Annotated in this window: 26 protein-coding genes; 20 read left to right on the top strand and 6 right to left on the bottom strand. The window is 47.2% G+C overall.

What is annotated here, in order from left to right; genetic code table 11:
* The first annotated feature begins 14 nt into the window (after positions 1–14).
* From ICN25_RS07100 to ICN25_RS07140, 9 genes are read left to right on the top strand one after another with little or no spacing between them, the layout of a single operon-like run.
* The gene (locus ICN25_RS07100) at positions 15–839 is read left to right on the top strand and encodes a ferritin-like domain-containing protein (protein WP_216180649.1); all 825 of its coding nucleotides are present in this window, start codon (positions 15–17) and stop codon (positions 837–839) included.
* A complete protein-coding gene (locus ICN25_RS07105) occupies positions 836–2,731 on the top strand; it encodes a radical SAM protein (RefSeq protein ID WP_216180652.1) in 1,896 nt (631 codons plus the stop codon). Before ICN25_RS07100 ends, ICN25_RS07105 begins: the two co-directional genes overlap by 4 nt.
* Positions 2,732–2,777: 46 nt before the next feature.
* A complete protein-coding gene (locus ICN25_RS07110) occupies positions 2,778–3,476 on the top strand; it encodes a hypothetical protein (RefSeq protein WP_216180655.1) in 699 nt (232 codons plus the stop codon).
* Complete coding sequence (locus ICN25_RS07115; RefSeq protein WP_216180658.1) at positions 3,452–4,180, top strand: hypothetical protein; 729 nt, start codon at positions 3,452–3,454, stop codon at positions 4,178–4,180. Before ICN25_RS07110 ends, ICN25_RS07115 begins: the two co-directional genes overlap by 25 nt.
* Before the next feature lie 28 nt (positions 4,181–4,208).
* Positions 4,209–4,862: a 7-carboxy-7-deazaguanine synthase gene (queE, locus tag ICN25_RS07120; protein WP_216180660.1), complete on the top strand. Its 654-nt coding sequence runs from the start codon at positions 4,209–4,211 to the stop codon at positions 4,860–4,862.
* A 37-nt stretch (positions 4,863–4,899) separates the two neighbouring features.
* Positions 4,900–5,364: a 6-carboxytetrahydropterin synthase QueD gene (queD, locus tag ICN25_RS07125; protein ID WP_216180663.1), complete on the top strand. Its 465-nt coding sequence runs from the start codon at positions 4,900–4,902 to the stop codon at positions 5,362–5,364.
* Between the two features lie 8 nt (positions 5,365–5,372).
* Positions 5,373–5,828 (top strand): tRNA adenosine(34) deaminase TadA, encoded by a 456-nt coding sequence (tadA, locus tag ICN25_RS07130; protein WP_216180666.1) that lies wholly within the window; start codon positions 5,373–5,375, stop codon positions 5,826–5,828.
* The gene (locus ICN25_RS07135) at positions 5,825–6,769 is read left to right on the top strand and encodes an LD-carboxypeptidase (protein ID WP_216180668.1); all 945 of its coding nucleotides are present in this window, start codon (positions 5,825–5,827) and stop codon (positions 6,767–6,769) included. Before tadA ends, ICN25_RS07135 begins: the two co-directional genes overlap by 4 nt.
* Before the next feature lie 23 nt (positions 6,770–6,792).
* Positions 6,793–7,428, top strand: a complete 636-nt coding sequence (locus tag ICN25_RS07140; RefSeq protein WP_255536718.1) for a heme-binding protein — start codon at positions 6,793–6,795, stop codon at positions 7,426–7,428.
* Here ICN25_RS07140 and ICN25_RS07145 read toward each other — a convergent pair.
* Genes ICN25_RS07145 through ICN25_RS07165 form a run of 5 tightly spaced genes read right to left on the bottom strand, consistent with a single transcriptional unit; the run spans position 7,425 to position 12,960 of the window.
* A complete protein-coding gene (locus ICN25_RS07145; protein ID WP_216180670.1) occupies positions 7,425–8,291 on the bottom strand; it encodes a 23S rRNA (adenine(2030)-N(6))-methyltransferase RlmJ in 867 nt (288 codons plus the stop codon). The two genes, ICN25_RS07140 and ICN25_RS07145, sit on opposite strands and share 4 nt — an antisense overlap.
* Positions 8,292–9,089 carry a phosphatase PAP2 family protein gene (locus ICN25_RS07150; protein WP_216180673.1) on the bottom strand — a complete coding sequence of 266 codons (798 nt, stop codon included), beginning with the start codon at positions 9,087–9,089 and terminating at the stop codon, positions 8,292–8,294.
* 5 nt (positions 9,090–9,094) lie between these two features.
* Positions 9,095–10,354: a glycosyltransferase family 9 protein gene (locus tag ICN25_RS07155; RefSeq protein ID WP_216180676.1), complete on the bottom strand. Its 1,260-nt coding sequence runs from the start codon at positions 10,352–10,354 to the stop codon at positions 9,095–9,097.
* Positions 10,355–10,371: 17 nt separating this feature from the next.
* Entirely contained in the window at positions 10,372–11,415 is a 1,044-nt protein-coding gene (locus tag ICN25_RS07160; RefSeq protein WP_216180679.1) for a lysylphosphatidylglycerol synthase transmembrane domain-containing protein, read from the bottom strand.
* Between the two features lie 48 nt (positions 11,416–11,463).
* Complete coding sequence (locus ICN25_RS07165; protein ID WP_216180683.1) at positions 11,464–12,960, bottom strand: glycosyltransferase family 39 protein; 1,497 nt, start codon at positions 12,958–12,960, stop codon at positions 11,464–11,466.
* A gap of 47 nt (positions 12,961–13,007) precedes the next feature.
* Here ICN25_RS07165 and ICN25_RS07170 point away from each other — a divergent pair, with 47 nt between their 5' ends.
* Complete coding sequence (locus ICN25_RS07170; RefSeq protein WP_216180686.1) at positions 13,008–13,814, top strand: DUF3047 domain-containing protein; 807 nt, start codon at positions 13,008–13,010, stop codon at positions 13,812–13,814.
* A 1-nt stretch (position 13,815) separates the two neighbouring features.
* Here ICN25_RS07170 and ICN25_RS07175 read toward each other — a convergent pair whose 3' ends face one another.
* Positions 13,816–16,104, bottom strand: a complete 2,289-nt coding sequence (locus tag ICN25_RS07175; RefSeq protein WP_216180688.1) for a cation-translocating P-type ATPase — start codon at positions 16,102–16,104, stop codon at positions 13,816–13,818.
* A 73-nt stretch (positions 16,105–16,177) separates the two neighbouring features.
* On the opposite strand from ICN25_RS07175, the gene ICN25_RS07180 reads away from it, so the two are divergent.
* From ICN25_RS07180 to ICN25_RS07225, 10 genes are all read left to right on the top strand, one after another.
* Complete coding sequence (locus ICN25_RS07180) at positions 16,178–16,372, top strand: heavy-metal-associated domain-containing protein (RefSeq protein ID WP_215333449.1); 195 nt, start codon at positions 16,178–16,180, stop codon at positions 16,370–16,372.
* 66 nt (positions 16,373–16,438) lie between these two features.
* The gene (locus tag ICN25_RS07185) at positions 16,439–17,086 is read left to right on the top strand and encodes a DUF47 domain-containing protein (protein ID WP_216180691.1); all 648 of its coding nucleotides are present in this window, start codon (positions 16,439–16,441) and stop codon (positions 17,084–17,086) included.
* A gap of 11 nt (positions 17,087–17,097) precedes the next feature.
* Positions 17,098–18,108 (top strand): inorganic phosphate transporter, encoded by a 1,011-nt coding sequence (locus tag ICN25_RS07190; protein WP_215333447.1) that lies wholly within the window; start codon positions 17,098–17,100, stop codon positions 18,106–18,108.
* Between the two features lie 138 nt (positions 18,109–18,246).
* On the top strand, positions 18,247–19,341 hold the full coding sequence (gene apbC / locus ICN25_RS07195) for an iron-sulfur cluster carrier protein ApbC (RefSeq protein WP_216862888.1): 1,095 nt from the start codon (positions 18,247–18,249) through the stop codon (positions 19,339–19,341).
* Positions 19,342–19,347: 6 nt separating this feature from the next.
* The gene (locus ICN25_RS07200; RefSeq protein ID WP_216180694.1) at positions 19,348–19,887 is read left to right on the top strand and encodes a DUF3305 domain-containing protein; all 540 of its coding nucleotides are present in this window, start codon (positions 19,348–19,350) and stop codon (positions 19,885–19,887) included.
* Entirely contained in the window at positions 19,887–20,438 is a 552-nt protein-coding gene (locus tag ICN25_RS07205) for a DUF3306 domain-containing protein (RefSeq protein ID WP_216180697.1), read from the top strand. The genes ICN25_RS07200 and ICN25_RS07205 overlap by 1 nt, the downstream gene beginning before the upstream one ends.
* Before the next feature lie 10 nt (positions 20,439–20,448).
* Positions 20,449–22,539, top strand: coding sequence for a 4Fe-4S binding protein (locus ICN25_RS07210; protein ID WP_216180700.1), 2,091 nt, complete (start codon positions 20,449–20,451; stop codon positions 22,537–22,539).
* Positions 22,536–23,180, top strand: a complete 645-nt coding sequence (locus tag ICN25_RS07215; protein ID WP_216180703.1) for a molecular chaperone — start codon at positions 22,536–22,538, stop codon at positions 23,178–23,180. Before ICN25_RS07210 ends, ICN25_RS07215 begins: the two co-directional genes overlap by 4 nt.
* Before the next feature lie 116 nt (positions 23,181–23,296).
* Positions 23,297–23,518 carry a formate dehydrogenase gene (locus tag ICN25_RS07220; protein WP_216180705.1) on the top strand — a complete coding sequence of 74 codons (222 nt, stop codon included), beginning with the start codon at positions 23,297–23,299 and terminating at the stop codon, positions 23,516–23,518.
* A gap of 63 nt (positions 23,519–23,581) precedes the next feature.
* On the top strand, positions 23,582–26,566 hold the full coding sequence (locus tag ICN25_RS07225) for a formate dehydrogenase subunit alpha (protein WP_216180708.1): 2,985 nt from the start codon (positions 23,582–23,584) through the stop codon (positions 26,564–26,566).
* Positions 26,567–26,583: the final 17 nt, after the last annotated feature.

The following is a 26,583-nucleotide window of genomic DNA, read 5'->3' on the forward strand; positions in this document are numbered from 1 at the left end:
CTTTACCCATAACCATGCTTGAGTTACGAGAAACTTCCCTCGCAATACTGGCAAATACCGATGTGCAATCCAAGGTTAGCCAGCTGGCCAACTTGTTTGATGAGTACCAAGCTGGACGCATTGTTGTAAATCTGGCTGGCAACCCCAACAGTCAAAATAATTTCCTCCCTGGTCGACCCGCTAAGCCAGACTTGGTGGCGCCGAAGTTTGTTCCCAAAAGAAAAATGGATACGGTTGAAGGTAGAGCCATTCTTTGGCACTCCTTAGCTCATATCGAATTTAATGCCATGAATTTAGCGCTCGATGCGATCTGGCGATTTCCGAATATGCCTAAGTCGTATTACGAGGACTGGCTCAGGGTTGCTAAAGAGGAGTCATACCATTTCAGTTTGATCAATGCCCATTTGCAGTCCTTTGGATTTAGTTATGGTGATTTCCCAGCCCACAATAGTTTGTGGGAAATGGTTGAGCGAACGAGTGATTCAGTAATTGCACGAATGGCTTTAGTCCCAAGAACAATGGAGGCAAGAGGTCTTGATGCGGTTCCGGAGATTCGGGATCGGTTTAAGCAAATCAAAGATGATCGCGCCGTAGAGATTCTGGAAATCATTCTCCATGATGAGATTGGCCATGTCCTTGTTGGTAATCGCTGGTTTAATTTCTTGTGTGCTAATGACGGCTTATCGCCAATTACGACTTATCGAGAGCTGGCCGAGAAGTACCGTGCGCCCACCTTGAGAGGGCCGTTTAATTTGGATGCCCGCGAACAAGCTGGCTTTACTTCTGAGGAATTGGAATTACTGGAATCCCTCAGTGATAAAAGGGTGCAAGTGGTATGAAGATTCTGAGTCTCATTCCACCGATGACGCAGCTTAATACGCCATATCCATCAACAGCCTATCTCACCGGCTTTCTGCGTTCACGTGGCTTTGATGCAGTTCAAGAGGATTTGGCGCTGGCCTTGGTCCTGGGTTTCTTTACTCCGCAAGGTTTACTGGAGATCAAAGATCAGGCGTTGAAGGTCCCTGAAGAAAATCGCAGTGCTAGCGTCAACTTCTTTTTAGATTACTTTTCAGATTATCAAGGCACCATCGCCTTGGCGATTGCATTTTTACAAGGACGCGATAGTACTCTTGCTCATCGCATCAACAGCCGCACTTTGTTGCCTGAGGGTCCAAGATTCGCATCTTTAGATGCTTATGATGAAGAAGAGGGTGCTGACTCATTGGCGTGGGCATTCGGTGCACTCGGATCTCAGGATCGAGCGCGTCATCTAGCCACCCTTTATCTCAATGATCTATCCGATGTCCTGCGTGATGCGGTAGATGAACGTTTTGAGTTTGTTCGATATGCGGAATCCTTGGCAGGTAGTCAGCCTACCTTTACACCTTTGGCGAATGCCTTGGCAGCAAGTCCAACGCTAATGGATTTGCATTTACAAGGGCTTACAAAGTCTTCCATTGCAAAGCATCAGCCAAGCCTAGTCTTGCTCTCGGTACCATTCCCTGGAGCAATGTACGCTGCATTACGAATTGCTCAAACTATCAAGCAGCATTACCCTAATATCAAGATTGGTCTTGGTGGGGGCTACGTGAATACTGAGTTACGTGAGCTCACCGATCCACGCATTTTTGATTTCGTGGATTACATCACTCTAGATTCCGGTGAGCGACCCTTACTTGCACTTCTAGAGCATTTGAACGGCAAGCGCTCTGCAGAGAGATTGGTGCGTACATTTATTCGCAATGCGAGTAATGATGTGCGCTACTTGAACTGGCAGGAGCCTGATGTGCCGTTTGAGGAAGTGGGAACTGCCACCTGGGATGGTCTGCCACTGAATTCCTATTTATCTCTTCTTGACATGCTCAATCCCATGCATCGCCTATGGAGTGATGGGCGCTGGAATAAGCTTACCGTTGCTCATGGTTGCTATTGGAAAAAATGTAGCTTTTGTGATGTCAGTCTAGATTACATTTCCCGTTATGAAACGGCCTCCGCTAGCCTGCTAGTGGATCGTATCGAGGCAATTGTTGCGGAAACTGGTCAGACTGGATTTCATTTTGTAGATGAGGCAGCACCACCCAAAATCTTGAAAGCACTTGCTGAGGAATTAATTCGTCGCAAGGTAGTCATTTCTTGGTGGGGCAATATTCGTTTTGAAAAAACATTTACCCCAGATCTGTGCGAACTATTAGCGCAAAGTGGGTGCATTGCCATGTCAGGTGGATTAGAGGTCGCATCTGACAGACTTCTTGATCTCATGAAAAAAGGTGTTTCAGTTGAGCAGGTCGCTCAAGTGACCAAAGGGTTCTCAGATGCTGGAATCCTGGTACACGCTTATTTGATGTATGGTTTTCCAACACAAACTGTTCAAGAAACCGTCGACTCCCTTGAATACGTTCGCCAGCTTTTTGAAAATGGTTGCATTCAGAGTGGCTTTTTTCATCGTTTCACTTGCACAGTGCATTCTCCGGTGGGTCTTGATCCGGCAGCCTATGGGATTGAGCTCGTGCCATTACCTCCTATTAGCTTTGCTAAGAATGATGTTGCCTTTATCGATCCTACGGGAGTAGATCATGATCAGCTTGGCGTTGGTCTTAAGAAGGCGATTTACAACTTTATGCATGGTGTTGGCTTTGAAGAGGATGCGCATAAATGGTTCGATATGCCTGGCACCCCAAAGGCCTCGGTAGGTCGCAATAAAATAGCCAAAGCTTTAAGGCATGTATAAACTTAAGCAATCTCACTTGCTTAATAAATTCTCTATGGGTAGCAATATGAATCTATCTCGCCGCACCTTCATTACATCAGCCGCTTTAGCTCCAGTAGCCTGTGGCAGTCTTTCGTATGAGCATGGCATTCCTGTGGCCCAACCAAAACCACTGCCCGTGGTTCGTCCGCCGCAAGTGGGGCAAGAGTGGACCTATATCAAGAAAGACATCTTTGATGGAAAAACCTTAGATGTAATTACTGAACGTGTTTCCAATATTGGCTCAACCATTGTGATTGAACGCATGACTGCTGATGGTGCTCGCTTGCCCAGTGAAATCCAGACTTCATGGGGAATGGTTTCTACAGACACCCAATGGTCACGTTTGCTGAACTTCAGTCCATCTTTACCGCTTTGGCCAGAGCAACTCTCAACTACTTGGGCAAAACAATTCAACACTAAATACAGTATTGCTGGCTATTCAGACTCGAAACTTAATTGGCAGGAGTACATGAGTGTGCAGGGTTGGGAAAAAATTACTGTCCCTGCTGGGGAATTCGTGGCGCTACGTTTTCAGAACCTCATTAATTATGAGAACGAAGATCCAAGTAAGGTTGATTGCATCCGTAAAGAAACAGTTTGGTTTGCGCCACAGATTGGCCGCTGGGTTGCGCGCGAGGCCTCCGGATCTTATCAATTGCAGGGTAGCTATGGAGCAGTCCTTATGGAGGGTAGTTATCAATGGCAGCTCAGCTCCTACAAATGAGTCCCATACGCAGATTTCTTTTACTGTTGTCACCAGCAGTATTGGTAGCCTGTATCTCTTCACAGCCTTACCCAGCCTCAACACCACTACCGCAACCCATTAATCCTCCTAAGGTGAGGGCGCCACAAGTAGGTCAGCAGTGGGTCTATAACGTACGTAACGTCTTCAATCAAGAGATAGTGGATGTTGTTACGGAGAGGGTGGTTTCTATTACGCCCCAGATTCGGATTGAGCGTAGTGGAATAAAAGCAGGACCACTTCCCGATGAAATCCAAGGCCCTTGGGGTTATATCCTCCAGGACCCACATTGGAATCCTCCTCAAAAATTTCAACAGGTACTCCCTGCATGGCCCGAGCAGCTGGTTCCAGGCTGGTCTGGTTTCTACCAGACGCGTTATCAAGTTGTCGGCTACCCCGACAGTAGTTATTACTGGGGCTTAAATGTATCCGCGCTCCAGTGGGAGGGTGTAAGTGTGCCTGCTGGCCAATTTCCAGTATTGAAATATCGAAATGAAGCACCTTACTTTACGAGCAATGACTTTTCTCGAGTAGTTAATTACCGCCAAGAAGATGTTTGGTTTTCCCCAGAAATCGGCCGCTGGGTGATTAGAAGAAGCTCTGGGCAGTATTTGTGGAGCGGCATGTCGTGGGGCAGCCCTCTCTGGGAAGATTTTTTGGAATGGGAGCTTGTGTCCTGGAAGTAAGTAAAGAGCTTAAAATCAGCACTTAGCTATGTATACAGTAAAAGAACTCTTTCCAACCCTCCAAGGTGAGGGCGCCCATGCAGGTCGTGCGGCAGTGTTTTGTCGCTTTGCTGGTTGCAATCTGTGGAGTGGCCGCGAAGAAGATCGCGCTACTGCAGTATGCCAATTTTGCGATACCGACTTTGTTGGTAGTGATGGTGCTGGTGGCGGCAAGTTTGAAACTGCTTCTCTATTAGCTGACACCATAGAAGAAGTCTGGAATAGCACTTCCGCTGGGCCTCAGCAGCGTTACGTTGTGTTCACTGGTGGCGAACCATTGCTACAGCTCGACACTGCTTTAATTGACGCTTTGCATGCCAAAGGCTTCGCTGTTGCTATCGAGACTAACGGGACGATTAAAGTTCCTAAGGGTGTTGACTGGGTATGTGTCAGCCCTAAGGCTGGTTCCGATCTGATTGTGCTGCAAGCAGATGAGATTAAGTTAGTGATTCCGCAGCTAGGCCATGGATCTTTAGAAACCCTATTGGCTAGATTTGAGAAGATGGATTACCGCAATCGCTTCTTGCAGGCCATGGATGGCCCAGACCTACAAGAAAACCTCGTATTCGCTGTTCGCCTATGTCAAAAGCGGCCTTTATGGCGTTTGAGTGTTCAGGCCCATAAAATGATCGGTATTCGATAGTAGTTGTAGCTATATTTAAGTATTCAGAAGAGCAATCATGACCACCAAGCAAGAAGCCATTTCAATTACACGACGCCTTGAGTTTGACTCAGGCCATCGTATTCCGAACCATGATGGACAGTGCCGTCACTTGCATGGCCATCGTTATGCGATTGAGGTCACTCTGACTGGTGTGATTGCAGATCATCCTGGTAAGGCAGACGATGGCATGGTCTTGGATTTTGGAGATATCAAGCGTCTCGCAAATCAATATGTAGTGGAGCCTTGGGATCATGCGTTTTTGGTCGCTAAAGAAGATGCTGGATTAGTGGAGTATTTAAATTCCATTCCGAATCACAAGACCGTAGTGATGGAGCATGTGCCTACTGTTGAGAACTTGGCTAGCGCAGCCTTTAGAGTGCTTCAGCCTGTTTTTGAAAAAGCTTTTGATGGCCGACTTAAGCTTGCATCTATTCGTCTTTATGAAACACCCAATTGTTGGGCTGACGTTTCACATTCCTAAGAAGCAATATGCAAGCAGAGCTTGATCGCCAATTTATGCAGCAAGCTTTGGATCAAGCTAAGCTCGCTGCTGCTGCTGGTGAAGTCCCAGTTGGGGCCGTATTAGTTCGAGATGGTCAAGTTATTTCAACTGGTTTTAATCAGCCAATTACCAATAGCGATCCAAGTGCGCATGCCGAGATGATGGCATTGCGTGCCGCAGCTCACAATGAATCCAATTACCGCCTGCCAGGAACCACTCTTTATGTCACATTAGAGCCTTGCACTATGTGTGCTGGAGCAATGCTGCACGCCAGAGTGGAGCGCGTAGTATTCGGTGCAGCCGACCCTAAAACAGGCGCTGCTGGTAGTGTGCTCGATGTATTCTCAGAAAAACAGATTAATCACCAGACTCAGGTTGAAGGTGGCATCATGGGCGAAGAGTGCGGTCAGGTACTGCGTGATTTTTTTAAGGAGCGGCGTTGAAGAAAATTCATTTGATTGCTCCTTCAGGGGCGAGCTTAGATGCAAGTAGCCCATTAGCTGGAATCGAGTGGCTTCAGAAGCAGGGCATTGAAGTTCTGAATACAGAATGCGTAAACCGGGTTGAGCAACGTTTTGCTGGCTCGGATACAGAGCGTTTAGCTGAAATCAATCAACTTTCTAACCTATCTCCTGATAAGACAGTCGTAGCGATGCGTGGGGGTTACGGATTACATCGCTTGCTACCCGATATTCAGTGGAGCGCAATTGCTAAAGCTGTTGAGAGTGGTCTGCAGATTTGTGGGCATAGTGATTTCACAGTCTTCCAGTTAGGCTTATTGGCAAAGACTGGGGCAGTAACCTTAGCTGGCCCCATGCTCAACTTTGACTTTGCTTGCCAGGGAGAGCAGGGCGAGGGAGTTTCTCCCAATGCATTCATGTGGACGCATTTTCAAAATGCTATCAATGAGCGCAAATTAGATTGCACTATTCAGGCAGCCCAGCCCTTCTTAAGTAAGTCTGCTCCAGGTAAGGTATCAGGAATGCTCTGGGGCGGAAACCTCACTGTACTGGCGGGCCTAGTTGGTACGCCTTACTTGCCAACGCAAGCACAAACCCATGGCGGAATTCTGTTTCTAGAGGATGTCAATGAGCATCCCTATCGAATCGAGCGCATGCTCATGCAATTGCTGGACGCTGGAATATTAGAAAATCAAAGCGCTATTCTCTTGGGGGGGTTCTCGGCCTATCGTCTTTACGACAATGATCGCGGTTACTCCTTGGAAAGTGCTATTAAGGCCATCAGCAAACACCTTCCTAAAAATATTCTCGTGTTAACTGGATTGCCGTTTGGTCATCAAGCTGAGAAGCTCACAATGCCGGTAGGTGCGCAAGCGCACATTCAATATGATGCATCGGGATTTAGTATTCAGTCTCATTGGTAGTTATTCATATTAAGGAAATCTCCTTGCGAGTTTTAGCATTCCTCACCAGCATATTGATTGCGAGTACTGTAATGGCAACTGAAGAGCCGAAATATGTCCTCTTGGAGAAATCCGAGCCATTTGAATTACGCGCTTACGCCCCACTCATAGTTGCAGAAGTTAAGGTGGATGGTGATTTAGATGCCGCCTCGAATCAAGGCTTTCGTTTGATTGCAGCATATATCTTTGGAAAAAATCAGGTATCCGAAAAGATAGCCATGACTGCACCTGTTGGGATTGAACCTAGCGATCAAAATAAGAGTACCAAGATTGCCATGACTGCACCCGTAGGGATCGAGAGTAGTAAGTCTTCTGAGGGTGCGGGCAATCAATGGACGGTATCGTTTGTGATGCCTGCAGAGTACACCTTGGCTAGCTTGCCAAAGCCATTAAATCCGCAGATCAAAATTAGAGAGGTACCTGCCGAGAAAAGGGCGGTAATTACTTTTTCTGGTTTTTATAACGAAGAGAAGGTTCAGGAAAAAACGCAAGCTCTGCGCGATTGGATCAAGATCAAGAATCTAAAGCCGGTTGGTGAGCCTCAGTTTGCGCGCTACAACCCACCTTGGACATTGCCCTTCATGCGTCGCAATGAAGTCATGATCCAAGTCTTGGATTAAACCTCAAAATTCTTTAATACAAACCCAGCACCACTGTCTTGGCCAAGCGCTTTGACAAGAATGGGCAAGCTTTCGGCCAATTGTTTTTCTAAAGTCCAGGGTGGATTGATGATGAACATGCCGCTAGCCTGAAGTCGGCGTTCCTTAGGGGCATTCTCGACCCGCAACTCCACTTGCAACCAAGACCGTTTATATGCCGTCGCAATCTTCTTCATGTGATCGGGTAGGAATGCTGACTCTCTTCTAGAGAGGCAGGGGTACCAAATTGCGTAACACCCAGTAGCGAATCGCTGTAGCGCCTCCTCCATCGTAGTTTCAAGATAGCGATAGTCTTGCTTATCTTCATAAGAGGGATCAATTAAAACAAGCCCACGCCTGCTGGGTGGTGGCAGTAATCCCTTTAATCTTGCAAAGCTATCCTCTGCATAGATATCGATTTGCTTTGATTGCTTGAGCTCGCTAATATTGTGGCGCAAGATATCAATCTCTTTAGGGTGAAGCTCAAAAAGCTTCAAACGGTCTTGGGATCTCAGTAATCGCGCCAAAATAAATGGAGACCCTGGATAGATGGTCAATTCATCTGCGGCATTCTCAGTCTGAATGAGCTCTAGATAATTGGCAATGCCCGGACTAACAGAATTAGTCGCTGCAGATTTAGCCAAGCGATAAATACCTTGATCTGCTTCTTTGCTAACCGCAGCAAAGCCATCTATGAGGCTGTAAATACCAGCGCCAGCATGAGTATCAATAATCGTGAGGGCGCCAGGTTTCTCTTGAAGATACTCAACTAAATGAATCATCACCAGATGCTTCAGAATATCGGCGTGACTGCCAGCATGAAAAGCATGTCGATAACTAAACATCTATATGCCTCTGGGTTTTTGCGCTTTAATAAATAAAGCCAAGGTGATGCTAATTAATGCTGCGCAAGCATATTGCAAAGATTGATTGAGAGCTGAGTCTAGGGTTTGGGTAAGAAGTACATAGATAGTCACAAGGCCACCGAGAGCAAGGAAGCGAGGCCCGATCTTATTAGGTGCCAGCTGTGTATCTGGAATTAATCCAGCTAATATTGCCCCAAGCATGCCCGACCAAATTCCAATGGCGCAACCAGCTAAAACATCTGTAAGCCAGTGAGCCCCAAGGGCATTGCGAGAGATGCCGGCAAAGCTTGCAATGATGAATAGCCACCACAAAGAACTTCTTTTTTCTCTATCGCTAGCAAAGTAGATTCCAGAAACCACTGCAAAAGCCGTGAGTGTGTGCCCCGATGGCATTGCTCTTTGCAATATGGGCTCGCCAATGCGATAAAAATCTTCCAAAGCCAATACTCCTGCTGGGCGAGGAAAGGCTAAAAAAGGTTTAATAATTTGACTGATAGTGCCCCCAATCAGGGATGCTAATAGTCCGGCACTGAGCAATCGAGGTGCTAGCAATAAAAGCGGAAAACACAGGGCAAAGATTCCCCAGCCATTGCCCACGAAGGTGAGCCAAGTCCATAAGGTGTCGGGCAGAATCTGGGTGTAGCGATTGATGAATAAAAACGTCGGAGTTTGTAGTTCACCAAAGTAAATGGCGATTGCTAGACCCAGCGGTAGCAGGGGGATGCACCAAACCCAAAGAGAGGCAACTGCTAAAGCTGATTTGCGCTGCTCAGTCATGCGAATTAACGTGCTCGCTCTTGATCAGCTTCATTCAATTGATGCACCATCTTGTCTAGCACCTGAGGGACGGTGATTGCTTGCATGCAGACATTGTCATGGCACGGTGTCTTGCGATGATTGGCCGCGCTGACACACGGAGAGCACGCCAAGTTAGCCGTAATCGAAATCGACTTACCAACAGAGCCATAGAGGGCTGGAGTCTCTGGTCCGAAAAGGACAACGGTACGTAATGGAGTTACAGCAGAGAAGTGGCCTGGCCCGGAATCATTAGTCACCATCACATCAGATAGCGTGTAAAGAGGTGGTAGTTCTGCAAAGCTTACTTGACCAGCAAAGTTCAGGGCATTTTTAACGCCTGCAACAGCGCGTACTTTTTCAACATACTCAAATTCAGCTGGGGAGCCAGTAATCAGAATGAGGTCATTTGGGTAGCGTTGGTTTAAACCCTGAATAAGCTCAGAGAAACGCTGCTGTGCCCAACGTCTTTGCGGCAACAAATCACTTGCATTCGGATTTACCAAAATGAGGCGTTGCTGACCTTGCTTAAATTCAATGCCAGCATCTGCGGCGAGCTTTTCAATACGTTCGCGCACTTTGTTTAGTGCTGTGGGATCAATCACAGCTTGCTCTAAGCGAACTTCTGAATCTGCAATATGAATTTTGCTGAATGGCACTTCAATCTCTTTGGTAAATGCCGCATGAATGAGAGAAAGAAAATTCTTAGTAATGTGAATATGCGGGTTGTAATGCACTTTACGAGTCAGCATGAAGCCGCGCCACAAGCCTTCACCATGAAAGATGTGATAACCAACACGACGACGCGCACCACAGAGGCCAGTCAGTAAGGCAGTGAAACGGGAGAATAATTCCAGGTCAATGACGGTATCGATGCGATGCTTGCGGGCTACCAGTAAAAATTTGAGCGTGTCTTTAATTAGCCCACCCAAGCTTGAAGAGTCAATTGTGAAAATGTTTTCAGGCTTGACCGTATTTAATAGGGTAAGGCTGGCACGATTGCTTTTAAAGATCAGGAAAAATAATTCAGCGCCACGAGCCTGTGCATTTCGCATGGCTGGGTCAACTAAGATTGCGCTACCCATTTCTGATAACTCAATAAAGAGTAATTTGCGCGGCGCATCTGGACCGCGGCTAAAGACATTTTTGATGCCATCAATCAACGCAACTATTGGGCTTGCTACTGCGCAGAGTGGCACACCAACCCAGTGGTCGATGGCACGCATGGTGTTGACGCTAATACTCATAGTGGACTCTAAAAGAATTATTTCCGTTTTAATAAGAAGTAAGCACCAGGCAATACCGATAAGACGGTAATGGCACCATAGCTAATGGAAGCTAATACTGTCATGGAAGGACTTACGCCCCACAATGCTAGTACAGAAGAGAGCGTAGCCTCGCGTAAGCCCCAGCCAGAGATGCTGATTGGTAGCATCAACAAGAGGCTTAATGCAGGCAAGCCAATCATGAGGGCTTCAATCGGTGCATCTACTCCATAGGCCTTTAGGCAGAAGAGCAGGGTCAAAATAGTGAGGGAATGAATACCAATTGCAAATGCAGCTTGAGCAATATTCATAGGCCAAGAAAAAGCCAGCTTAATTCCTGGCAGTGCATGATTCATTTGTAGGTGATCCAATAACTTTTGCAAGAGATTGCAACTAGGCCCCCAAGCCAAAATAGCGGCAAGCAATAAACCTGCCAAAATCATGATGCCAGTGACGGCATAACCCAGGTCTGTTCCCCAGGCGGCTAAAGTAGCGCCACCCAAAATGAGTCCCAGCCCACCGAGTAAATTGTTTCCAGCCAAGCCAAGCAGTCGGTCGACTAGAACCATTGAAAAACTCAATCGTAGTTTGGGGGTGGCATGCTCCAAGTCAACAGAATGATGAAGTTCTGCATCAAGCTCTTTTGCTTCAGTTAATTTGCCGCTGCTATTTAAATGGGTCGCAGTAATTGCGCGATAGCTATCACCACCGAGCGTACTCGGTAACCCTTGATTGATCAGTCCGCCAGCAAAGTAGAGTGCAACAAAATTGATGAGGCTTCCCTGAAACCCGACTTTGCGCATTAAGAATCCCCAGCGCAGGCCACCACAAATAAATGCTGAGAGCATCATCAAGCCAGCAGCTAAAAACCACCAAGGCTGCATCTGAATATCAGAATCTAGGAGTGCGTGCCAATCAATTCCGCTTGTAGCTTTCCAAAGGAGGGCTACTGATAGCAAAATGCGAATCGTGGGCCAAGCCCGCTTGAGAATTGCTTTCCACCCAGATGTGACTTTTGGGGTGGCTTGGGGTTGTGAACTCATAGGCGTAAGGATAATGCCTCGAGAGTCTAAGGTCTTGAATTTGGGGAATTAACGCGCTATCCCAGCATCCTGCCAGTTACGGCAAAGGCTATAGTCAAATTTGGACAAAACCTGCCCAAAGCGGATGATTTCTAGGCTGTCCAAGGGTTCACATGCCTCAAAGGCCTGATTGCCTCCAATTGGGGGCTTAAACGTCATTCCTGACCAGTTGATTAGCAATACGCTTGCCCCAGCTGGTAATTGCCCAAACCAGAGATCAAATTGGTCCTGCCGTTGATCGAGTACAAAGACTGGAAGTGGTTGCGCATACCAAGCGGCACGACTACCCAAAGTCCAGTTTTGTACCGCAATTCCGTTTGCTTTGGTAGCCACTGCCAATTTAGATGCTTTCTGACCAGCAAGCTTCCAGCCATATAGATCGGCAATTGGATTGGATTTGATGGCGGCAGTACTAACCCCTCCCGCCAAAACATAGCCAAAACCTAGCAAGCAAATCAGTAACTGCCCAAAAAACAAAATTCGAATTGCCATGCGTTGCTGCATAGCCCAGGCCTTGGCCAGGCCAATGCCGGCAAATGGCGCCAGACAAAACCAAGCTGGTGTAGTCCAGTGGGGCAGGCTGCCGCCTCCAGATAGTGCGGCAAAAATGATGAAGGGGATCACAAAGAAGCTGAGTAAGGCAATGAGAACGAACTTCTGAGAGTGGAGACAATTCTTAAGAAATGTATAGCTACCTAAAAGTAATAGGGGGCCAAAGCACGCAATCTGAATACCCACAAAAGCGGCAACTCTGCGCCATGCCCAAGTACCACCACTGCCATGAGCAATTTGATATTTGAATGAGATCCAATCATTGACCCAGTTCCAATATAAGACTGGGCTAATCAAGATTAAGGCGATGACTGCAGCAATCCAGAAACCAGCTTTTGTGATCCAGGCTTTTTTGGGTGAGACTAAGAAAACAAAGAGTAAGGCAAACGCAGTAAATGCAGCGGTGTATTTGCTTAGGCCTGCCAAGCCTAGTAGCAAGCCGGTGATAACCCAGTCCGCAATGGAGAAGTGATCTTTTCGGGTCCAACGCAAAGCCATCAACATCAAGCCAAGGCTTAAAGGTGCAAGAAGGGTGTCAGGCAAAAGACCAATTGCTAAAACATGGGGTAGCGGCGCTGCAATGATTGCTAAAACGGCCATGAGCCCACATAGGTTAGCTGAGGGAAGGGTGGTAGTTAAGTACCCCGCATTGCGCCCCTGAATGAGGCGATGAATTTCTAGCGTGACTTGGTATACCAAGAAAGCAGAAAGAGCCCATAGCAATTCCGGAATAAGACGAATGATCCCCTCGGATGAGGTCAGGGTAACCAGTGGCCACTGTATCCAACCCACTAGTGGTGGGTGATCAAAGTAACTCCAAGCAAGATGTTTGGCATATAAAGCGTAATGGGCCTCATCGACAGAGAACTCAATTGAGAAGCCAAGTGCAAAATGCACCACTGCAGCAATGCAGATGCTGATAGCGGCCCAGCTAGAGGGTGATTGATGGCGCATCACCCGATTTTAGACTTAGCACCTCATTCTTTGGGACAATTCAACTGATGTTTATAAAAAACCGCTTTCGATCCCTGTTGCTATTGACTGCTGTAGCCGCCTTATTGGCAGGCTGTGCTGGCTTTACTGGGAACTCAATCGAGAATGAGGCGGGTCAAGCATTCAATGCTGACCAGTTGCCCGCACAAGAGGACTTGCCAAAATTCTCTGCGGAGAAGCCGCGAGATGGCATGCCAGATGGTTGGCACTTCTATCGAATAGCTCCTTACAAGAAGAACACGATTTACCGTCTTGAGAAATACCAAGGTCGTACTGTACTAGCCGCCAATTCCAAGACATCAGCATCCGGTCTTGCAGTAAAGCTTCGCCCCCGCTCCGCGCAAAATCTATGGCTTCAGTGGGAATGGAAAGCGGTAGGTGCAATGCCGCAAGCTGATAATGCAGACAGCCAGAGTGATGATGCACCGCTTCGTATCTTGGTGGCCTTTGATGGCAATAAATCCAAACTTTCTTTAAAAGAAAAGCTCACCTTTGAGATGGCCAGTTTAATTAGTGGTCAAGAGATGCCATATGCCACGGTGATGTATATCTGGTCAGGAAAAAATTCAGTCAATACAGTTTTAAATAATGCGCACACCTCTCGCGTAAAGATGATTGTGGTTGACTCAGGCTGGGATAGCTTGGGTGAGTGGCACAAGCATGAGCGTGATTTAGCTGCGGACTACAAGTTGGCCTATGGGGAGGCGCCAGGCAATGTTATTGGCATTGCACTATTGACCGATACCGACAACACTAAATCAGAAACCCGCGCACTCTACGGCGACATTGAGTTGGTGCGCAAGAACCCCAAATAACTTAAGTGTGCTTAGGGTGCCAACGCTTGAGAAGCAGGGCGTTACTCAAGACGCAGAAGCTAGATAGCGCCATGGCACTGCCAGCCAGCATGGGTGATAAGTAACCCAGGGCTGCCATCGGAATACCAATCGTATTAAATGCAAACGCCCAAAATAAATTTTGACGAATCTTGCTCCAAGTCTTTTTGGAGATATCAATTGCATCTGCAACTAAAGTGGGATCGCCTCGCATTAAGGTAATACCAGCGGCTTGCATGGCTACATCAGTGCCGGTAGACATTGCCATACCAACATCTGCCATTGCTAGAGCAGGAGCATCGTTGACACCATCACCAACCATCGCTACGAAATGTTTTCTACCATCAGGGTCGATCTGCAACTTTTTAATAATTTCTGCTTTGTTACCAGGCATGATTTGAGCAAAGACTTCATCAATGCCGATTGTTTTTCCTACTCGGGTGGCTGCAGCTAAATTGTCTCCAGATAGCATCACTGTCCGAATATGTAATGCATGAAGTGCATCGACTGCTGATTGAGCATTTGGCTTAAGCTCATCCCCAAAGGCAATCACAGCAATTGGTGATGACGCTTCGCTACCTTGACCACTTACATTCATTAAAACGGAAACAGTTTGGCCTTGCTCAAAACAAGCCTGTGCTTTTTGCAAAACAATATCGTGCTGAGAGCTTCCCTCGAGAGAAGCTACGCTTTGTAAGCGAAGTGTTTGGGACGCAAAAGGGCCGCTACTTGGAACGCCTTCAATGCCAATGCCGGGCAATCCTTTGTTCGATGAGGTGGCAATGGGTGAGACACCTTTTGCTTTTGCAGAATCAAGCAAGGCTTTGGCTAGAGGATGTTCACTTCCCAATTGCAAGCCTGCGGCAGCGGCAAGTATTTGATCCGCGTCGGCAAATGATTGGTCAAAGGGAAGCAGGGCAAGCATGCGTGGCTTACCAATAGTTAATGTCCCAGTCTTATCAAAGGCAACGACATCGAGTCGGTGCGCCAATTCCAACACCTGCGGATCTTTAATCAGAATGCCAAAGCGAGCGGCTATGCCAGTGCCCGCCATGATTGCGGCTGGAGTGGCTAGGCCAAGTGCGCAGGGGCAGGCAATCACTAGAACGGATACAGCGCGCAAGATGGCGATGGATATGGAGTCCAGGTAAAGCCAGTTACCAATACCAGTGATGAGCGCAAGAATAATCACGGTAGGAACAAAGATGGCGCTCACTCGATCAACCAACTTTTGTATCGGCGCCTTTTGAGTTTGCGCTTCTTCTACCAAGTTAATGATTTGTGACAGTACGCTTTCTATGCCAACGGCTTGTGCCATCACTATTAGGACGCCTTCACCATTTAAAGCGCCTCCAATCACTTTTGAGTCCAATACTTTCTTAACGGGCTCACTCTCGCCAGTAAGAAGAGATTCATCTACATGGCTAGCGCCAAACAGAATGACACCATCAACCGGAATGCGTTCGCCGGGGAGTACCAAAACCCGATCGCCTGGAAGCACTTGATCCAAAGGTAAGTCGCGATATTGATCCGTGCCGATACCTACATTCGTTTGGAGATCAACATCAGCACTTAAAACTTTTGCATGTTCTGGCCAGAGCTTTTGTAGGGCGCGAATAGCTTCACTGGTATGTTGCTTGGCGCGTGCCTCCAGCCATTTGCCCAATAAGACCATGCAAATAATGACGGCTGATCCCTCAAAGTAGAGTTCATGTGCGTGACTTGAAGTGAGCAATATATATAGACTGAGTCCGTAGGCAGCACTAGTGCCGATTGCCACCAGCAGATCCATATTGCCGGCACCAGCCATCAAGGATTTGAAGCCCGCCCTATAAAAGCGCCATCCCAAGATAAATTGCACTGGAGTAGCCAAAGCCAGCTGCCACCAGCCCGATAAAGACCAATGAATGCCAAAAGGCATTAAGAACATCGGTAAGAAGAGGGGGGCGGACAGCAAGAAGCTGACGATGACGCGACCCAAGCCGTCTGCAGCCCAAAATGACTTGGCATTTTTCTGATCCAAATTGCCTCGAGCCGAACTCTCTTTGGCCTCGTATCCCGTCTTTTTAACCAGCGAGATGATCTCAGCTAGGCTAGAAGAACCACGTTTCACCCGAACTCTCGCCTGTTCTGTAGCCAAATTGACGGTGGCTGCCTCAACCCCCGGAATCTTATCCAAAGCTTTTTCAACCCGACTGACGCATGAGGCGCAGGTCATTCCGCCAATATCGAGGCTAAAAAACTCTGAATTACTGGATTCTGTGGGGGTCATCTAGAAGATAATCTACCGTAAGGTGAAAAAAGGCCATCAACAACCGTATTTTGACAGTTTTTAAGGGGTGACTATGTTTACGCTAAAGGTATCGGGAATGACTTGTGGTGGCTGTATTAACGCCGTGACGCGAGCGGTACAAGCCCAAGATCCCCAGGCTCAGGTTCAGGCGGACTTGGCGACCCAGCTGGTGACGCTTGAAACAACTCTTTCCCCTGAATTAGCCGCCGGGCTTATAACAGAAGCTGGATTTCCCGTATCAAATTAAGGCATTGTTTAGAATGTGCTTAGCTTATTAAATCTCGCAGCTTTCGTTTCTAAAGGATCGTGAATTATGTTCTTCAGTAAGTTAATGCCTCACGATGGCAATTTCTTTGAATTGTTCAACGAACATGCTGCGCATATCGTCTCAGCATCTGAATCTTTCCTCAAATTCATTGAGCATTACAACGATGAAGCATTGCGTGCGAAATATACGCAAGAAGTGGATAGCGCAGAACATGCTTGCGATGATGTGGTGAAAGAAGTGCACCGTCGCCTTCACAAGACCTTCATTACCCCGATTGATCGCGATCAGATTTTTGACCTAATCAACACCATGGATGACGTTGCTGATTTGATTCAGAACGGCACCGAAGCAATGCATCTCTATAACGTTAAGCAGATGACCGATGAGATGCTCCATATGGCTGAGCTCTGCAACCAATGCTGTATTGGTATGAAAAACGCTGTAGGCATGCTTAAAGACATCTCTGATCCAGAAGTTGCTAAAGCGGCTTTAAAGACCTGTGATGAGATTGATCACTTGGAGTCTGGCGCAGACCGCTTGCTCTCAACTGCGATTACTAAATTATTCCGCGAAGATATCGAAGTGCGCGAACTGATTAAGCTGCAGCGTATTTATGAGTTGCTCGAAGAAGTTACCGATAAATGTGAAGACGTTGCCAATTTGGTTGAAGGCATCGTTCTTGAAAATTCTTAAGGTTAAATAAGTTGGCCTCAATAGAAGTCGCATTTTGGGTGGTAGCGCTTTTAGTAGCGCTAGCGTTGGCATTCGATTTCATGAATGGATTTCATGATGCTGCCAACTCGATTGCTACCGTTGTATCTACTGGGGTGCTCAAGCCTCAGCAGGCAGTTGTATTCGCTGCCTTCTTTAATTTCCTAGCAATCTTCATTTTCCATCTCAGCGTTGCCGCTACGGTAGGTAAGGGGATTGTTCATCCTGCCGCAGTGGATTTGCATGTGATCTTTGGGGCCTTGGTGGGAGCCATCATCTGGAATGTGATTACTTGGTATTACGGCATTCCTTCAAGCTCTTCCCATGCGCTGATTGGTGGCCTTGTTGGGGCTGCCTTGCCTAAGGCTGGCGTTGATGGTTTGGTGTGGTCAGGAATTATCAAGACCGTGTCGTTTATCTTCATTTCACCAATGGTGGGATTCTTACTCGGCTCCTTAATGATGTTGTTGGTGGCTTGGGTTTGTCGCAACGCCAACCTTTCAAAAACAGATCGTTGGTTTAGACGCTTACAGCTAGTTTCCGCAAGCGCATATAGCTTGGGGCATGGTGGTAACGATGCCCAGAAGACCATCGGCATTATCTGGCTCTTGCTGATCATTACTGGTTACGCTGAAGCGGGCGCGAGTATGCCTCCTACTTGGACGATTATTTCTTGTTACATCGCTATTGCGATGGGTACGATGTTTGGTGGCTGGAGAATTGTTAAGACGATGGGTCAGAAGCTAACTAAGCTGAAACCTGTCGGTGGTTTCTGTGCAGAGACAGGCGGGGCAATCACCTTATTCATGGCAACGGCTCTTGGGGTTCCAGTATCTACTACCCACACAATCACTGGGGCTATTGTTGGTGTTGGCTCAACTCAACGCGCTAGCGCAGTTCGTTGGGGGGTTGCTGGCAATATCGTTTGGGCCTGGATCTTTACTATTCCTGCTACTGCCTTGATGTCTATGGCGGTTTACTACCTTAGCCTCCTCATTTTTTAAGTCGGTTCAACGGGATTTCCCAATCTCGTTTTAAGCAATTTTTTGCATGTGCGGTTAATCTACCTACTATTCCATTATTTGTAATACCTCCCAATAGACTTTATTGGGATCCCCTTGTGGGATTGTTCTTCTTAGGAGATGTCGGTGGCGCTTACTGTAGAGGCTGTGCAAGCAGCATTAAAGGGTTTAATTGACCCAAATACACAAATCGATTTTGTGTCGGCAAAGTGCGTCAAAAATCTGAAGGTAGACGGTGGCGATATTAGTTTAGATATCGTTTTGGGTTATCCAGCGAAAAGTCAGTTTGATGCTATTCGTAAATCCGTCATTGCGGTACTTCGTGAATTGCCCGATGTTAAAAATGTCAGTGTCAATGTCAGCAGTCAAATCGTTGCACATGCTGTGCAGCGCGGCGTCAAGTTATTGCCGAATGTAAAAAATATTATTGCTGTTGCCAGTGGTAAGGGCGGGGTCGGAAAGTCTACTACTGCAGTTAACCTGGCTTTAGCTTTAGCAGCTGAAGGTGCTCAAGTGGGTATGTTGGACGCAGATATCTACGGTCCGAGTCAGCCAATGATGTTGGGTATCACCGGCAGACCGGAATCCATTGAAGAAAACACAATGGAACCAATGGAAGGTCACGGCCTTCAAGCAAGTTCAATTGGCTTCTTGATCGATGACGATGCGCCAATGGTGTGGCGTGGCCCGATGGTGACGTCTGCTTTAGAGCAATTACTGCGTCAAACCCGTTGGCGCGATCTCGATTACCTGATTGTGGATATGCCTCCTGGTACGGGTGATATTCAGTTAACGCTAGCGCAAAAGGTACCCGTTACTGGCGCAGTCATTGTGACTACCCCGCAAGATATTGCTTTGCTGGATGCGCGTAAGGGCTTAAAAATGTTTGAGAAAGTTGGCGTGCCGATTGTGGGTATCATCGAAAATATGAGCACCTATGTCTGCCCAAGTTGCGGTCATGAGGAACATGTATTCGGTACCGGTGGCGGCCAAAAGATGTGTAAAGAATACGACGTTGATTTCTTGGGTGATTTACCTCTGAATTTATCTATTCGTGAGCAAGCTGATGCAGGTCGTCCAACAGTAGTAGCCGACCCTGATGGCGCAATCAGTGCAATTTATAAAACGATTGCCAGACGAGTGGCTATCAAAGTTGCAGCGCTTTCAAAAGATATGAGCAGTAAATTTCCTAACATCGTGGTTCAAAACACCTGAGGCCGTATGCGTTTTGCAGTGCTCATGCGTAAGCAGTCCGTTGATAACCCCTGGGTTTCCTTTCGTTGGGCGCCTCAAGAGGTAATGCCAGACTTCGGGCAATTTACTAACGCAGTTAGCGCAGAGAACAAAATTATTGGGCAGTTTTTAGGGCGCGATGATCAAGGTGAGTCTTGGTTATTTACTGGCTATGAGCTCAATCTTTTCCCGGATGAGGCTGAGGGCTACTACCTTAACCTCTCTGCTGTTCAGCCTTGTTGGTTTGTGATGTGGCGCCTGGAAGAGGATGTTGAGCGCTACGTGGATACTCAATCTATTGAGTTGGCTAAATCTGAAGCAACAATTGCAGTTCCACATCGCATTTGCGTAAGCTATAACGAAGCAGCCCGCTTGTTGGATGGTGGCGAATCAGTTGATAGCGTTCCCTTGTCTGCAGAACATGCTTCTTGGCTTCAAGAGTTTGTGAATGACAATTACCGTCCTGAACCTAAGAAGCGTCATCGCCCCGAATCATTCAAGGGTGCTAATCGTGGGACGGAAGATTAATGGCTGGCGGATTTCTAAATCGTTGGTCGCGTCTTAAGTCTGGGGAGAACCTAGAGCCTGAGAAAAAAGTAGTCGAGCAGACCAAGACTGAGCTTCCTGAATTAAAACAGGAGTCTGCAGATGCTAAAGAGCTTACGCCTTCGGCAACATTAGAAGATGTAGAGAAGATCGATCGATTTGCTCCTGACTTCTCCGCTTTTATGAAACCAGATGTGGATCCTGCAGTTCAGCAAGCCGCCATGAAAAAGATGTTCTCTGATCCGCATTTCAATGTAATGGATGGTCTGGATATCTATATTGATGATTACTCCAAGCCGGATCCCATTCCACTGGAAATGCTCAAGCGCATGGTGCAATCGGACATGCTCAACATTTTCCGCAAGGATAGTGACGATGAGACCCCGGGCACCCAAACTGTTGCGAATAAAGAATCTGAACCGGGAGAGCAGGCTTTACCCCTAAGTCCAAAGACTGATTTAACATCCACACCAGCAGCCATTCAGGAATCGGGAGATAAAGACCCCGTGCCCGTGGATAAGAAAACCAGTTAAGAAGAAATCAATGAGTCAAAAATTAGTCTGTAATTGCAATGGAACCATGCCTTTGGATTCAAAGGCCCTTGGCGTCACCATGCACACTTCCTTATGTAGGCAGGAAATTGGCTCAGTCATTAAGGCATTCGATGGCAGCGACTCTATCGTGATTGCCTGCACTCAAGAGCGCGCTTTATTTGGTGAGTTGGCTGAGCAATCAGAAAAGCCTTTGGTAGCACCATTACGCTTCGTCAATATTCGTGAAGTAGCTGGTTGGACTCAAGAGGCTAAAACCTCCACACCGAAGATCGCTGCATTGCTTGCCTTGGCCGATATGCCGGAGGCAGAGCCTGTACCGGTCGTAAATTATGAAAGCCAAGGTCGCTTACTGATTGTTGGCCCTGGAGACCAAGCTTTACCTTGGGCTGAAAAGCTCAGCGACTCTCTCGACGTATCTGTTTTATGTACAGAACCGGGCGCGTTGCCGATTGCAAGAAACTTCCCGATCTATACAGGCGAAGTCGTTAAGTTAGATGGTTATCTGGGTAAATTTTCTGTCGATTGGAATTTGCAAAACCCGATCGATCCAGAGATGTGTACTCGCTGCGGTGCCTGTGTTGAGGTTTGCCCAGAAGGTGCAATTGATGATTCATTTCAGATTGACTTAGACAAATGTAAATCCCACCGCGCTTGTGTAACTGCCTGCGCCGGTATTGGTGCGATTAATTTTGATCGAGTAGAGCGTCAGCGCAATGCTGAGTTTGATTTGATTATGGATCTGCGCACTGATCCGAAGATGCGTATGAGCCAAACTCCTCAGGGCTACTTTGCCCCCGGGAAAGATCCGCTTGAGCAAGCTTTGGTAGCAAATCAATTGTTGGGTTTAGTTGGTGAATTTGAAAAGCCTAAATACTTTTCCTATGCCGAAAAGATTTGCGCGCATGGCCGTAATGGCAAAGTAGGGTGCAGTGCTTGTATCGATGTTTGTTCTACAGGCGCCATCTCCTCATTGTTTAAGAATGGACTGGGCACTGTAGAAGTTAATCCTAATTTATGTATGGGCTGTGGAGCTTGCTCAACAGTTTGTCCATCGGGTGCGATGCGCTACAACTATCCAAGCGTCAGTCATCAGGGTAAAGAGATTAAAACGCTCGCGAATGTATTTACTGCCGAGAGCGCCAAGATCAAACAGGTGCAAGCACCTGCTTTGCTCTTGCATACTCTTAAGGCTGGAACTCAAGCTGTAGATTCTCTTGGGCGCTTGGCCCATTTAAGACCAAAGCAGTTTGAGGGATTGCCATCTTTCGTACTGCCTTATGGAATCGAGCACATTGCTTCCACCGGACTGGATTTATGGCTTGGTGCAATCGCCTATGGTTTTGGTGAAGTCATTTTGTTGCTCACTGGGGATGAAGATCCTGCTTATCGCGCCGCACTAGAAACACAGGTTGATTTGGGTAATGCAATTTTGGTGGCGTATGGATTTGATGCCAGACTTTCACTAATTCAACTTACTTCCACTGATGATCTGCAGCCCGTATCTGCAGCAATGGCTAAGCTGCGTCAGCGTGGCGCTCTGCAAGCAATTTGTTCGCCCGCCAGTTTTGGTCTAGGCAATCAAAAACGCGAAACCATTGAGATGGTTTTAGAGCACCTCCAAAAGCAAGCTAAAGCTCCGCTTCCAGCAGGTGGCGCTGCATTGCCAAAGTCCTCATTCTTAGGTGGTCTCAATATCAACAAAGATGCCTGCACACTGTGCATGTCTTGTGTGGGTAGCTGCCCTGAAGGTGCCTTACTCGATAACTTGGATGAGCCGAAGCTTTCCTTTATTGAGAAGCAATGCGTTCAGTGCGGTATTTGTGTTCAGACTTGCCCAGAGCAAGCCCTGGCATTAGCACCCCGTTTGCAGACGGTTGAAGAGCGCAAGCAAAAGGTGGAGCTCAACGAAACCAAGCCTTTCCATTGCATCAGTTGTGGCAAGGTCTTTGGAACGGCAAAGATGGTGGATTTGATGCTGGTAAAGCTGGGTGCCCATGGTGCTTTTGCTGGAGCAGCTTTGGATAGACTCAAGATGTGTGGCGATTGTCGCGTTGTCGATATGGTGAAAAAAGAAATATGAGCGAGCAGATAAAAGAGAGCACCTCAACTGAGGTCGGTGATGTGGGGCTGCCAGAAGATTTAGCTAGAGCCGATCTATACGGCTTGATTGCTAGGTTTTTTCATCAACCGCCAGATCAGGCTTTATTGGATCAAATAGCAGCGTCCATTCCGGATGGGCAGGAGAGTCAGCCGGATGATGCACCCCTGGCCAAGGTATGGAATAGCGTGGTCGAAGTTGCTAAGAACAACCCTGCCAAAGCATGGCATGAGGAGTTTGACCGCAACTTCATTAGCGTAGGTCGCCCCAATGTCATTCTGAATGGCTCCTTTTATATGGCGGGCCATTTAAATGAAAAACCGCTGGTTGATATTCGTCGTGCTTTAGACACTTTTGGTTTGGAGTCGGCCGAGGAGGTTACGGAGACTGAGGATCATTTATCAGCGCTTTGTGAAGTGATGCGTTACCTCATAGCAGGGGACGATGTTGAAATCTCAAACCTGACAAATCAAAGGGTTTTTTTCAATGACCACATCCGTCCTTGGTATGACGAATTGTGCGATGCAATAGAAGACATTCCAGATATGCATCTCTACCATCCAGTAGCCGCCCTGACTAGAGAATTTCTAGCCATTGAAGGGCAGAGTTTTGACATGATTTAATGTTGCGCTGCACAAGATGAAAACCCCTAGGAAAATAAAAATTCCAAATATGCAAAAAATACAATTACCAATTACACTTTGACCTATATCAAATTTGCACTAAACAGGAGCATGCGATGAGCACTAAATCTGCAACTACAGTAAACGAAGAAAACCAACCTTCTCGTAGAAAGTTTTTCATCGGAGCGGGTGCCACAGTCGGTGCCGTTGCTGTTGCTTCGCAAACATCTATTGGTAAGGCAGTGATTCAGGAAATCGGTAGCACTGTTCAAGGCAAGGATGACGGTTATCAGTTGTCTGCGCATATTCGTAAGTACTACGAAACCACCATGCTTTAAACCCAGTTGTGAATGAAGTCGTTTCCAAATAATTAAATAAAAATATTTTCTCAGGGACAACATATGAGTCTGACTCGTAAATCCAATACCCCACAGAGCGGCCGCTCTACACCTGCATCGCGCCTCATCGGTAGCTTGTCACGCGGACTTCAGTCTGCTGTGCCAACGATGGATCGTCGTACCTTCCTCAAGCGCTCTGGCGTAGGTGTTGGTGCTGGTATCGCAGCAAGCCAATTGAGCTTAGTCCAAAAGGCCTCAGCAGAACAAAGCAAGGCAATGTTGGATGGCAAGGGCAAGATTGAAGTTAAGAGAACGATTTGTACTCACTGCTCCGTAGGTTGCGCAACTGACGCTACTGTTGAGAATGGTGTTTGGGTTCGTCAAGACTCCGCATTTGATTCCCCGATTAACTTGGGTGCTTACTGTGCTAAGGGCGCATCTCTGCGTGAGCATGGACATGGAGATTTCCGTCTTCGCTACCCAATGAAGTTGGTTGATGGCAAGTACCAAAGAATTTCTTGGGATCAAGCCTTAACTGAAATCACTGCGCAGATGAAAGATTTGCGTAGCAAGTACAGTCCAGATTCACTCTTCTTTATTGGCTCCTCTAAGCACAATAACGAGCAAGCTTACTTAATGCGTAAGTGGGTTTCTTTCTTTGGAACCAACAACACAGACCATCAAGCACGTATCTGTCACTCCACTACAGTTGCCGGTGTTGCAAACACCTGGGGCTATGGTGCGATGACCAATAGCTACAACGACATGATGAATGCCAAGGCAGCTTTGTACATTGGCTCTAACGCTGCAGAAGCGCACCCAGTGTCCATGCTCAGCTTGTTGCATGCAAAAGAAAATGGTTGCAAGGTCATCGTAGTTGACCCACGCTACACCCGTACTGCAGCTAAGTCTGATCAGTATGTTCGTATTCGTTCTGGTACAGATATTCCATTCTTGTTCGGTGTTCTGTATCACATCTTCAACAATGGCTGGGAAGATAAGAAGTACATCAACGACCGCGTATACGGCATGGATGAGATCCGCAAAGAAGTGATGGAGAAGTGGACTCCAAAGAATGTTGAAGAGGCTTGTGGCGTTCCAGAAGCGCAGATGTACAAGGTTGCTGAAACAATGGCGAAGAATCGCCCAAGCACTTTGGTCTGGTGTATGGGTCAAACACAGCACACCATTGGTAATGCCATGGTTCGTGCGTCTTGCATCCTGCAATTGGCTTTAGGCAACATCGGCAAGTCCGGTGGTGGCGCAAACATTTTCCGCGGTCACGATAACGTTCAAGGTGCAACTGACGTAGGTCCAAACCCAGACTCATTGCCTGGCTACTATGGCCTTGCAGCAGGTTCATGGAAACACTTTGCAACAGTGTGGGGTGTTGACTATGAGTGGATCAAAGGTCGCTATGCACCAGACATGATGGAGAAGTCCGGTACAACGGTTTCTCGTTGGGTTGATGCGGTGCTTGAAAAGAATGACATGATTGATCAACAAACCAATGTAAAAGGTTTGTTCTTCTGGGGTCACGCACCAAACTCACAAACTCGCGGCTTAGATATGAAGCGCGCGATGGATAAGTTAGATTTATTGGTTGTTGTTGATCCTTATCCAAGTGCTACTGCTGCAATGGCAGCAATGCCGCCTGCAGAAGGTCAGACAGTAAACAAAAATCGCAATGTTTACTTGTTGCCAGCTACAACTCAGTTTGAAACAACTGGTTCAGCTACTGCTTCAAACCGCTCATTGCAGTGGCGTGAGAAAGTGATTGATCCATTGTTTGAATCTGTTCCTGACCACGTCATCATGCAAGCATTTGCTGATCGCCTTGGTTTCGGTGAAGAGCTTTCAAAGAACTACAAGATGCTCAATTCCAAATTTGCTGGTAAGCAGTGGAAAGAGCCTGAAATTGAATCCATCTTGCGCGAAATTAATCGTTCAGTATGGACAATTGGTTACACCGGTCAAACTCCTGAGCGCTTAAAGGCTCACATGAGAATGGCGGGCGTATTTGATCCGAAGACATTGAAGTCACGCGGTGGCGTTGATCCAGTAACTGGTTACGACACAACGGGTGATTACTATGGTTTGCCTTGGCCTTGCTACGGCACTGCCGCTATCAAACATCCAGGCTCACCAAACCTCTACGACACTAGCAAGAGCGTCATGGAAGGCGGCGGTAATTTCCGTGCCAACTTTGGCGTGGAAAAAGACGGTAAGAATTTATTGGCAGAAGATGGTTCTTATTCCAAAGGTTCAGCAATCACCACTGGCTATCCAGAATTTGATCACGTACTCGTGAAAAAACTCGGTTGGTGGAATCAGTTGACTGAGGAAGAGCAAAAGCTTGCCGAAGGTAAAAACTGGAAGACTGACTTATCTGGCGGTATCCAACGCGTAGTAATGAAAAACGGTTGCCATCCATTTGGTAACGCAAAAGCGCGTGCAGTTGTATGGAACTTCCCAGATGCAATTCCAACTCACCGCGAAGCGCTCTACAGTACCAATGAGCCAATGATGCGTAAGTACCCAACATCTGCGGACAAGAAGAATTTCTGGCGCTTGCCGACTCTCTACAAAACAGTTCAGGATAAGAACTTGAATGAGAAGCTCTACGAGAAGTTCCCAATCATTCTGACCTCCGGTCGTTTAGTTGAGTACGAAGGTGGAGGAGACGAAACTCGTTCCAACCCATGGTTGGCTGAGTTGCAACAAGAAAACTTTGTGGAGATCAATCCTAAGGCTGCAGAAGACCGTGGCATTAAGAACTGGGATTACGTCTGGGTTAAGTCACCAACAGGTGCCAAGATCAAAGTGCGTGCATTGGTAACTCCACGTGTTGATCAAGGTACTGCATTCGTACCATTCCACTTTGCCGGTTGGTGGCAAGGTAATGACTTGCGCAAATATTACCCAGAGGGCGCTGCCCCAGTAGTTCAAGGTGAAGCGGTGAATACTGCAACTACCTACGGCTACGACCAGGTAACGATGATGCAAGAAACTAAAACCACCATGTGCCAAATCGAAAAATTTGCCTAAGTTAAAAAATAAAGTCA

Origin of the sequence: Polynucleobacter sp. 80A-SIGWE (genome assembly GCF_018882295.1) — a bacterium.
Lineage (GTDB): Bacteria > Pseudomonadota > Gammaproteobacteria > Burkholderiales > Burkholderiaceae > Polynucleobacter.

Excerpts from the sequence above, each read along its gene's own strand:
- ICN25_RS07180 (WP_215333449.1), top strand. The coding sequence starts at position 16,178 with ATGTTTACGCTAAAGGTATCGGGAATGACTTGTGGTGGCTGTATTAAC.
- apbC (WP_216862888.1), top strand. The coding sequence starts at position 18,247 with ATGTCGGTGGCGCTTACTGTAGAGGCTGTGCAAGCAGCATTAAAGGGT.
- ICN25_RS07165 (WP_216180683.1), bottom strand. The coding sequence starts at position 12,960 with ATGCGCCATCAATCACCCTCTAGCTGGGCCGCTATCAGCATCTGCATT.
- ICN25_RS07185 (WP_216180691.1), top strand. The coding sequence starts at position 16,439 with ATGTTCTTCAGTAAGTTAATGCCTCACGATGGCAATTTCTTTGAATTG.
- tadA (WP_216180666.1), top strand. The coding sequence starts at position 5,373 with ATGCAAGCAGAGCTTGATCGCCAATTTATGCAGCAAGCTTTGGATCAA.
- ICN25_RS07155 (WP_216180676.1), bottom strand. The coding sequence starts at position 10,354 with ATGAGTATTAGCGTCAACACCATGCGTGCCATCGACCACTGGGTTGGT.
- ICN25_RS07160 (WP_216180679.1), bottom strand. The coding sequence starts at position 11,415 with ATGAGTTCACAACCCCAAGCCACCCCAAAAGTCACATCTGGGTGGAAA.
- ICN25_RS07225 (WP_216180708.1), top strand. The coding sequence starts at position 23,582 with ATGAGTCTGACTCGTAAATCCAATACCCCACAGAGCGGCCGCTCTACA.
- ICN25_RS07210 (WP_216180700.1), top strand. The coding sequence starts at position 20,449 with ATGAGTCAAAAATTAGTCTGTAATTGCAATGGAACCATGCCTTTGGAT.
- ICN25_RS07115 (WP_216180658.1), top strand. The coding sequence starts at position 3,452 with ATGGCAGCTCAGCTCCTACAAATGAGTCCCATACGCAGATTTCTTTTA.
- ICN25_RS07145 (WP_216180670.1), bottom strand. The coding sequence starts at position 8,291 with ATGTTTAGTTATCGACATGCTTTTCATGCTGGCAGTCACGCCGATATT.
- ICN25_RS07220 (WP_216180705.1), top strand. The coding sequence starts at position 23,297 with ATGAGCACTAAATCTGCAACTACAGTAAACGAAGAAAACCAACCTTCT.
- ICN25_RS07200 (WP_216180694.1), top strand. The coding sequence starts at position 19,348 with ATGCGTTTTGCAGTGCTCATGCGTAAGCAGTCCGTTGATAACCCCTGG.
- queD (WP_216180663.1), top strand. The coding sequence starts at position 4,900 with ATGACCACCAAGCAAGAAGCCATTTCAATTACACGACGCCTTGAGTTT.
- ICN25_RS07150 (WP_216180673.1), bottom strand. The coding sequence starts at position 9,089 with ATGACTGAGCAGCGCAAATCAGCTTTAGCAGTTGCCTCTCTTTGGGTT.
- queE (WP_216180660.1), top strand. The coding sequence starts at position 4,209 with ATGTATACAGTAAAAGAACTCTTTCCAACCCTCCAAGGTGAGGGCGCC.
- ICN25_RS07170 (WP_216180686.1), top strand. The coding sequence starts at position 13,008 with ATGTTTATAAAAAACCGCTTTCGATCCCTGTTGCTATTGACTGCTGTA.
- ICN25_RS07100 (WP_216180649.1), top strand. The coding sequence starts at position 15 with ATGCTTGAGTTACGAGAAACTTCCCTCGCAATACTGGCAAATACCGAT.
- ICN25_RS07215 (WP_216180703.1), top strand. The coding sequence starts at position 22,536 with ATGAGCGAGCAGATAAAAGAGAGCACCTCAACTGAGGTCGGTGATGTG.
- ICN25_RS07110 (WP_216180655.1), top strand. The coding sequence starts at position 2,778 with ATGAATCTATCTCGCCGCACCTTCATTACATCAGCCGCTTTAGCTCCA.
- ICN25_RS07105 (WP_216180652.1), top strand. The coding sequence starts at position 836 with ATGAAGATTCTGAGTCTCATTCCACCGATGACGCAGCTTAATACGCCA.
- ICN25_RS07205 (WP_216180697.1), top strand. The coding sequence starts at position 19,887 with ATGGCTGGCGGATTTCTAAATCGTTGGTCGCGTCTTAAGTCTGGGGAG.
- ICN25_RS07175 (WP_216180688.1), bottom strand. The coding sequence starts at position 16,104 with ATGACCCCCACAGAATCCAGTAATTCAGAGTTTTTTAGCCTCGATATT.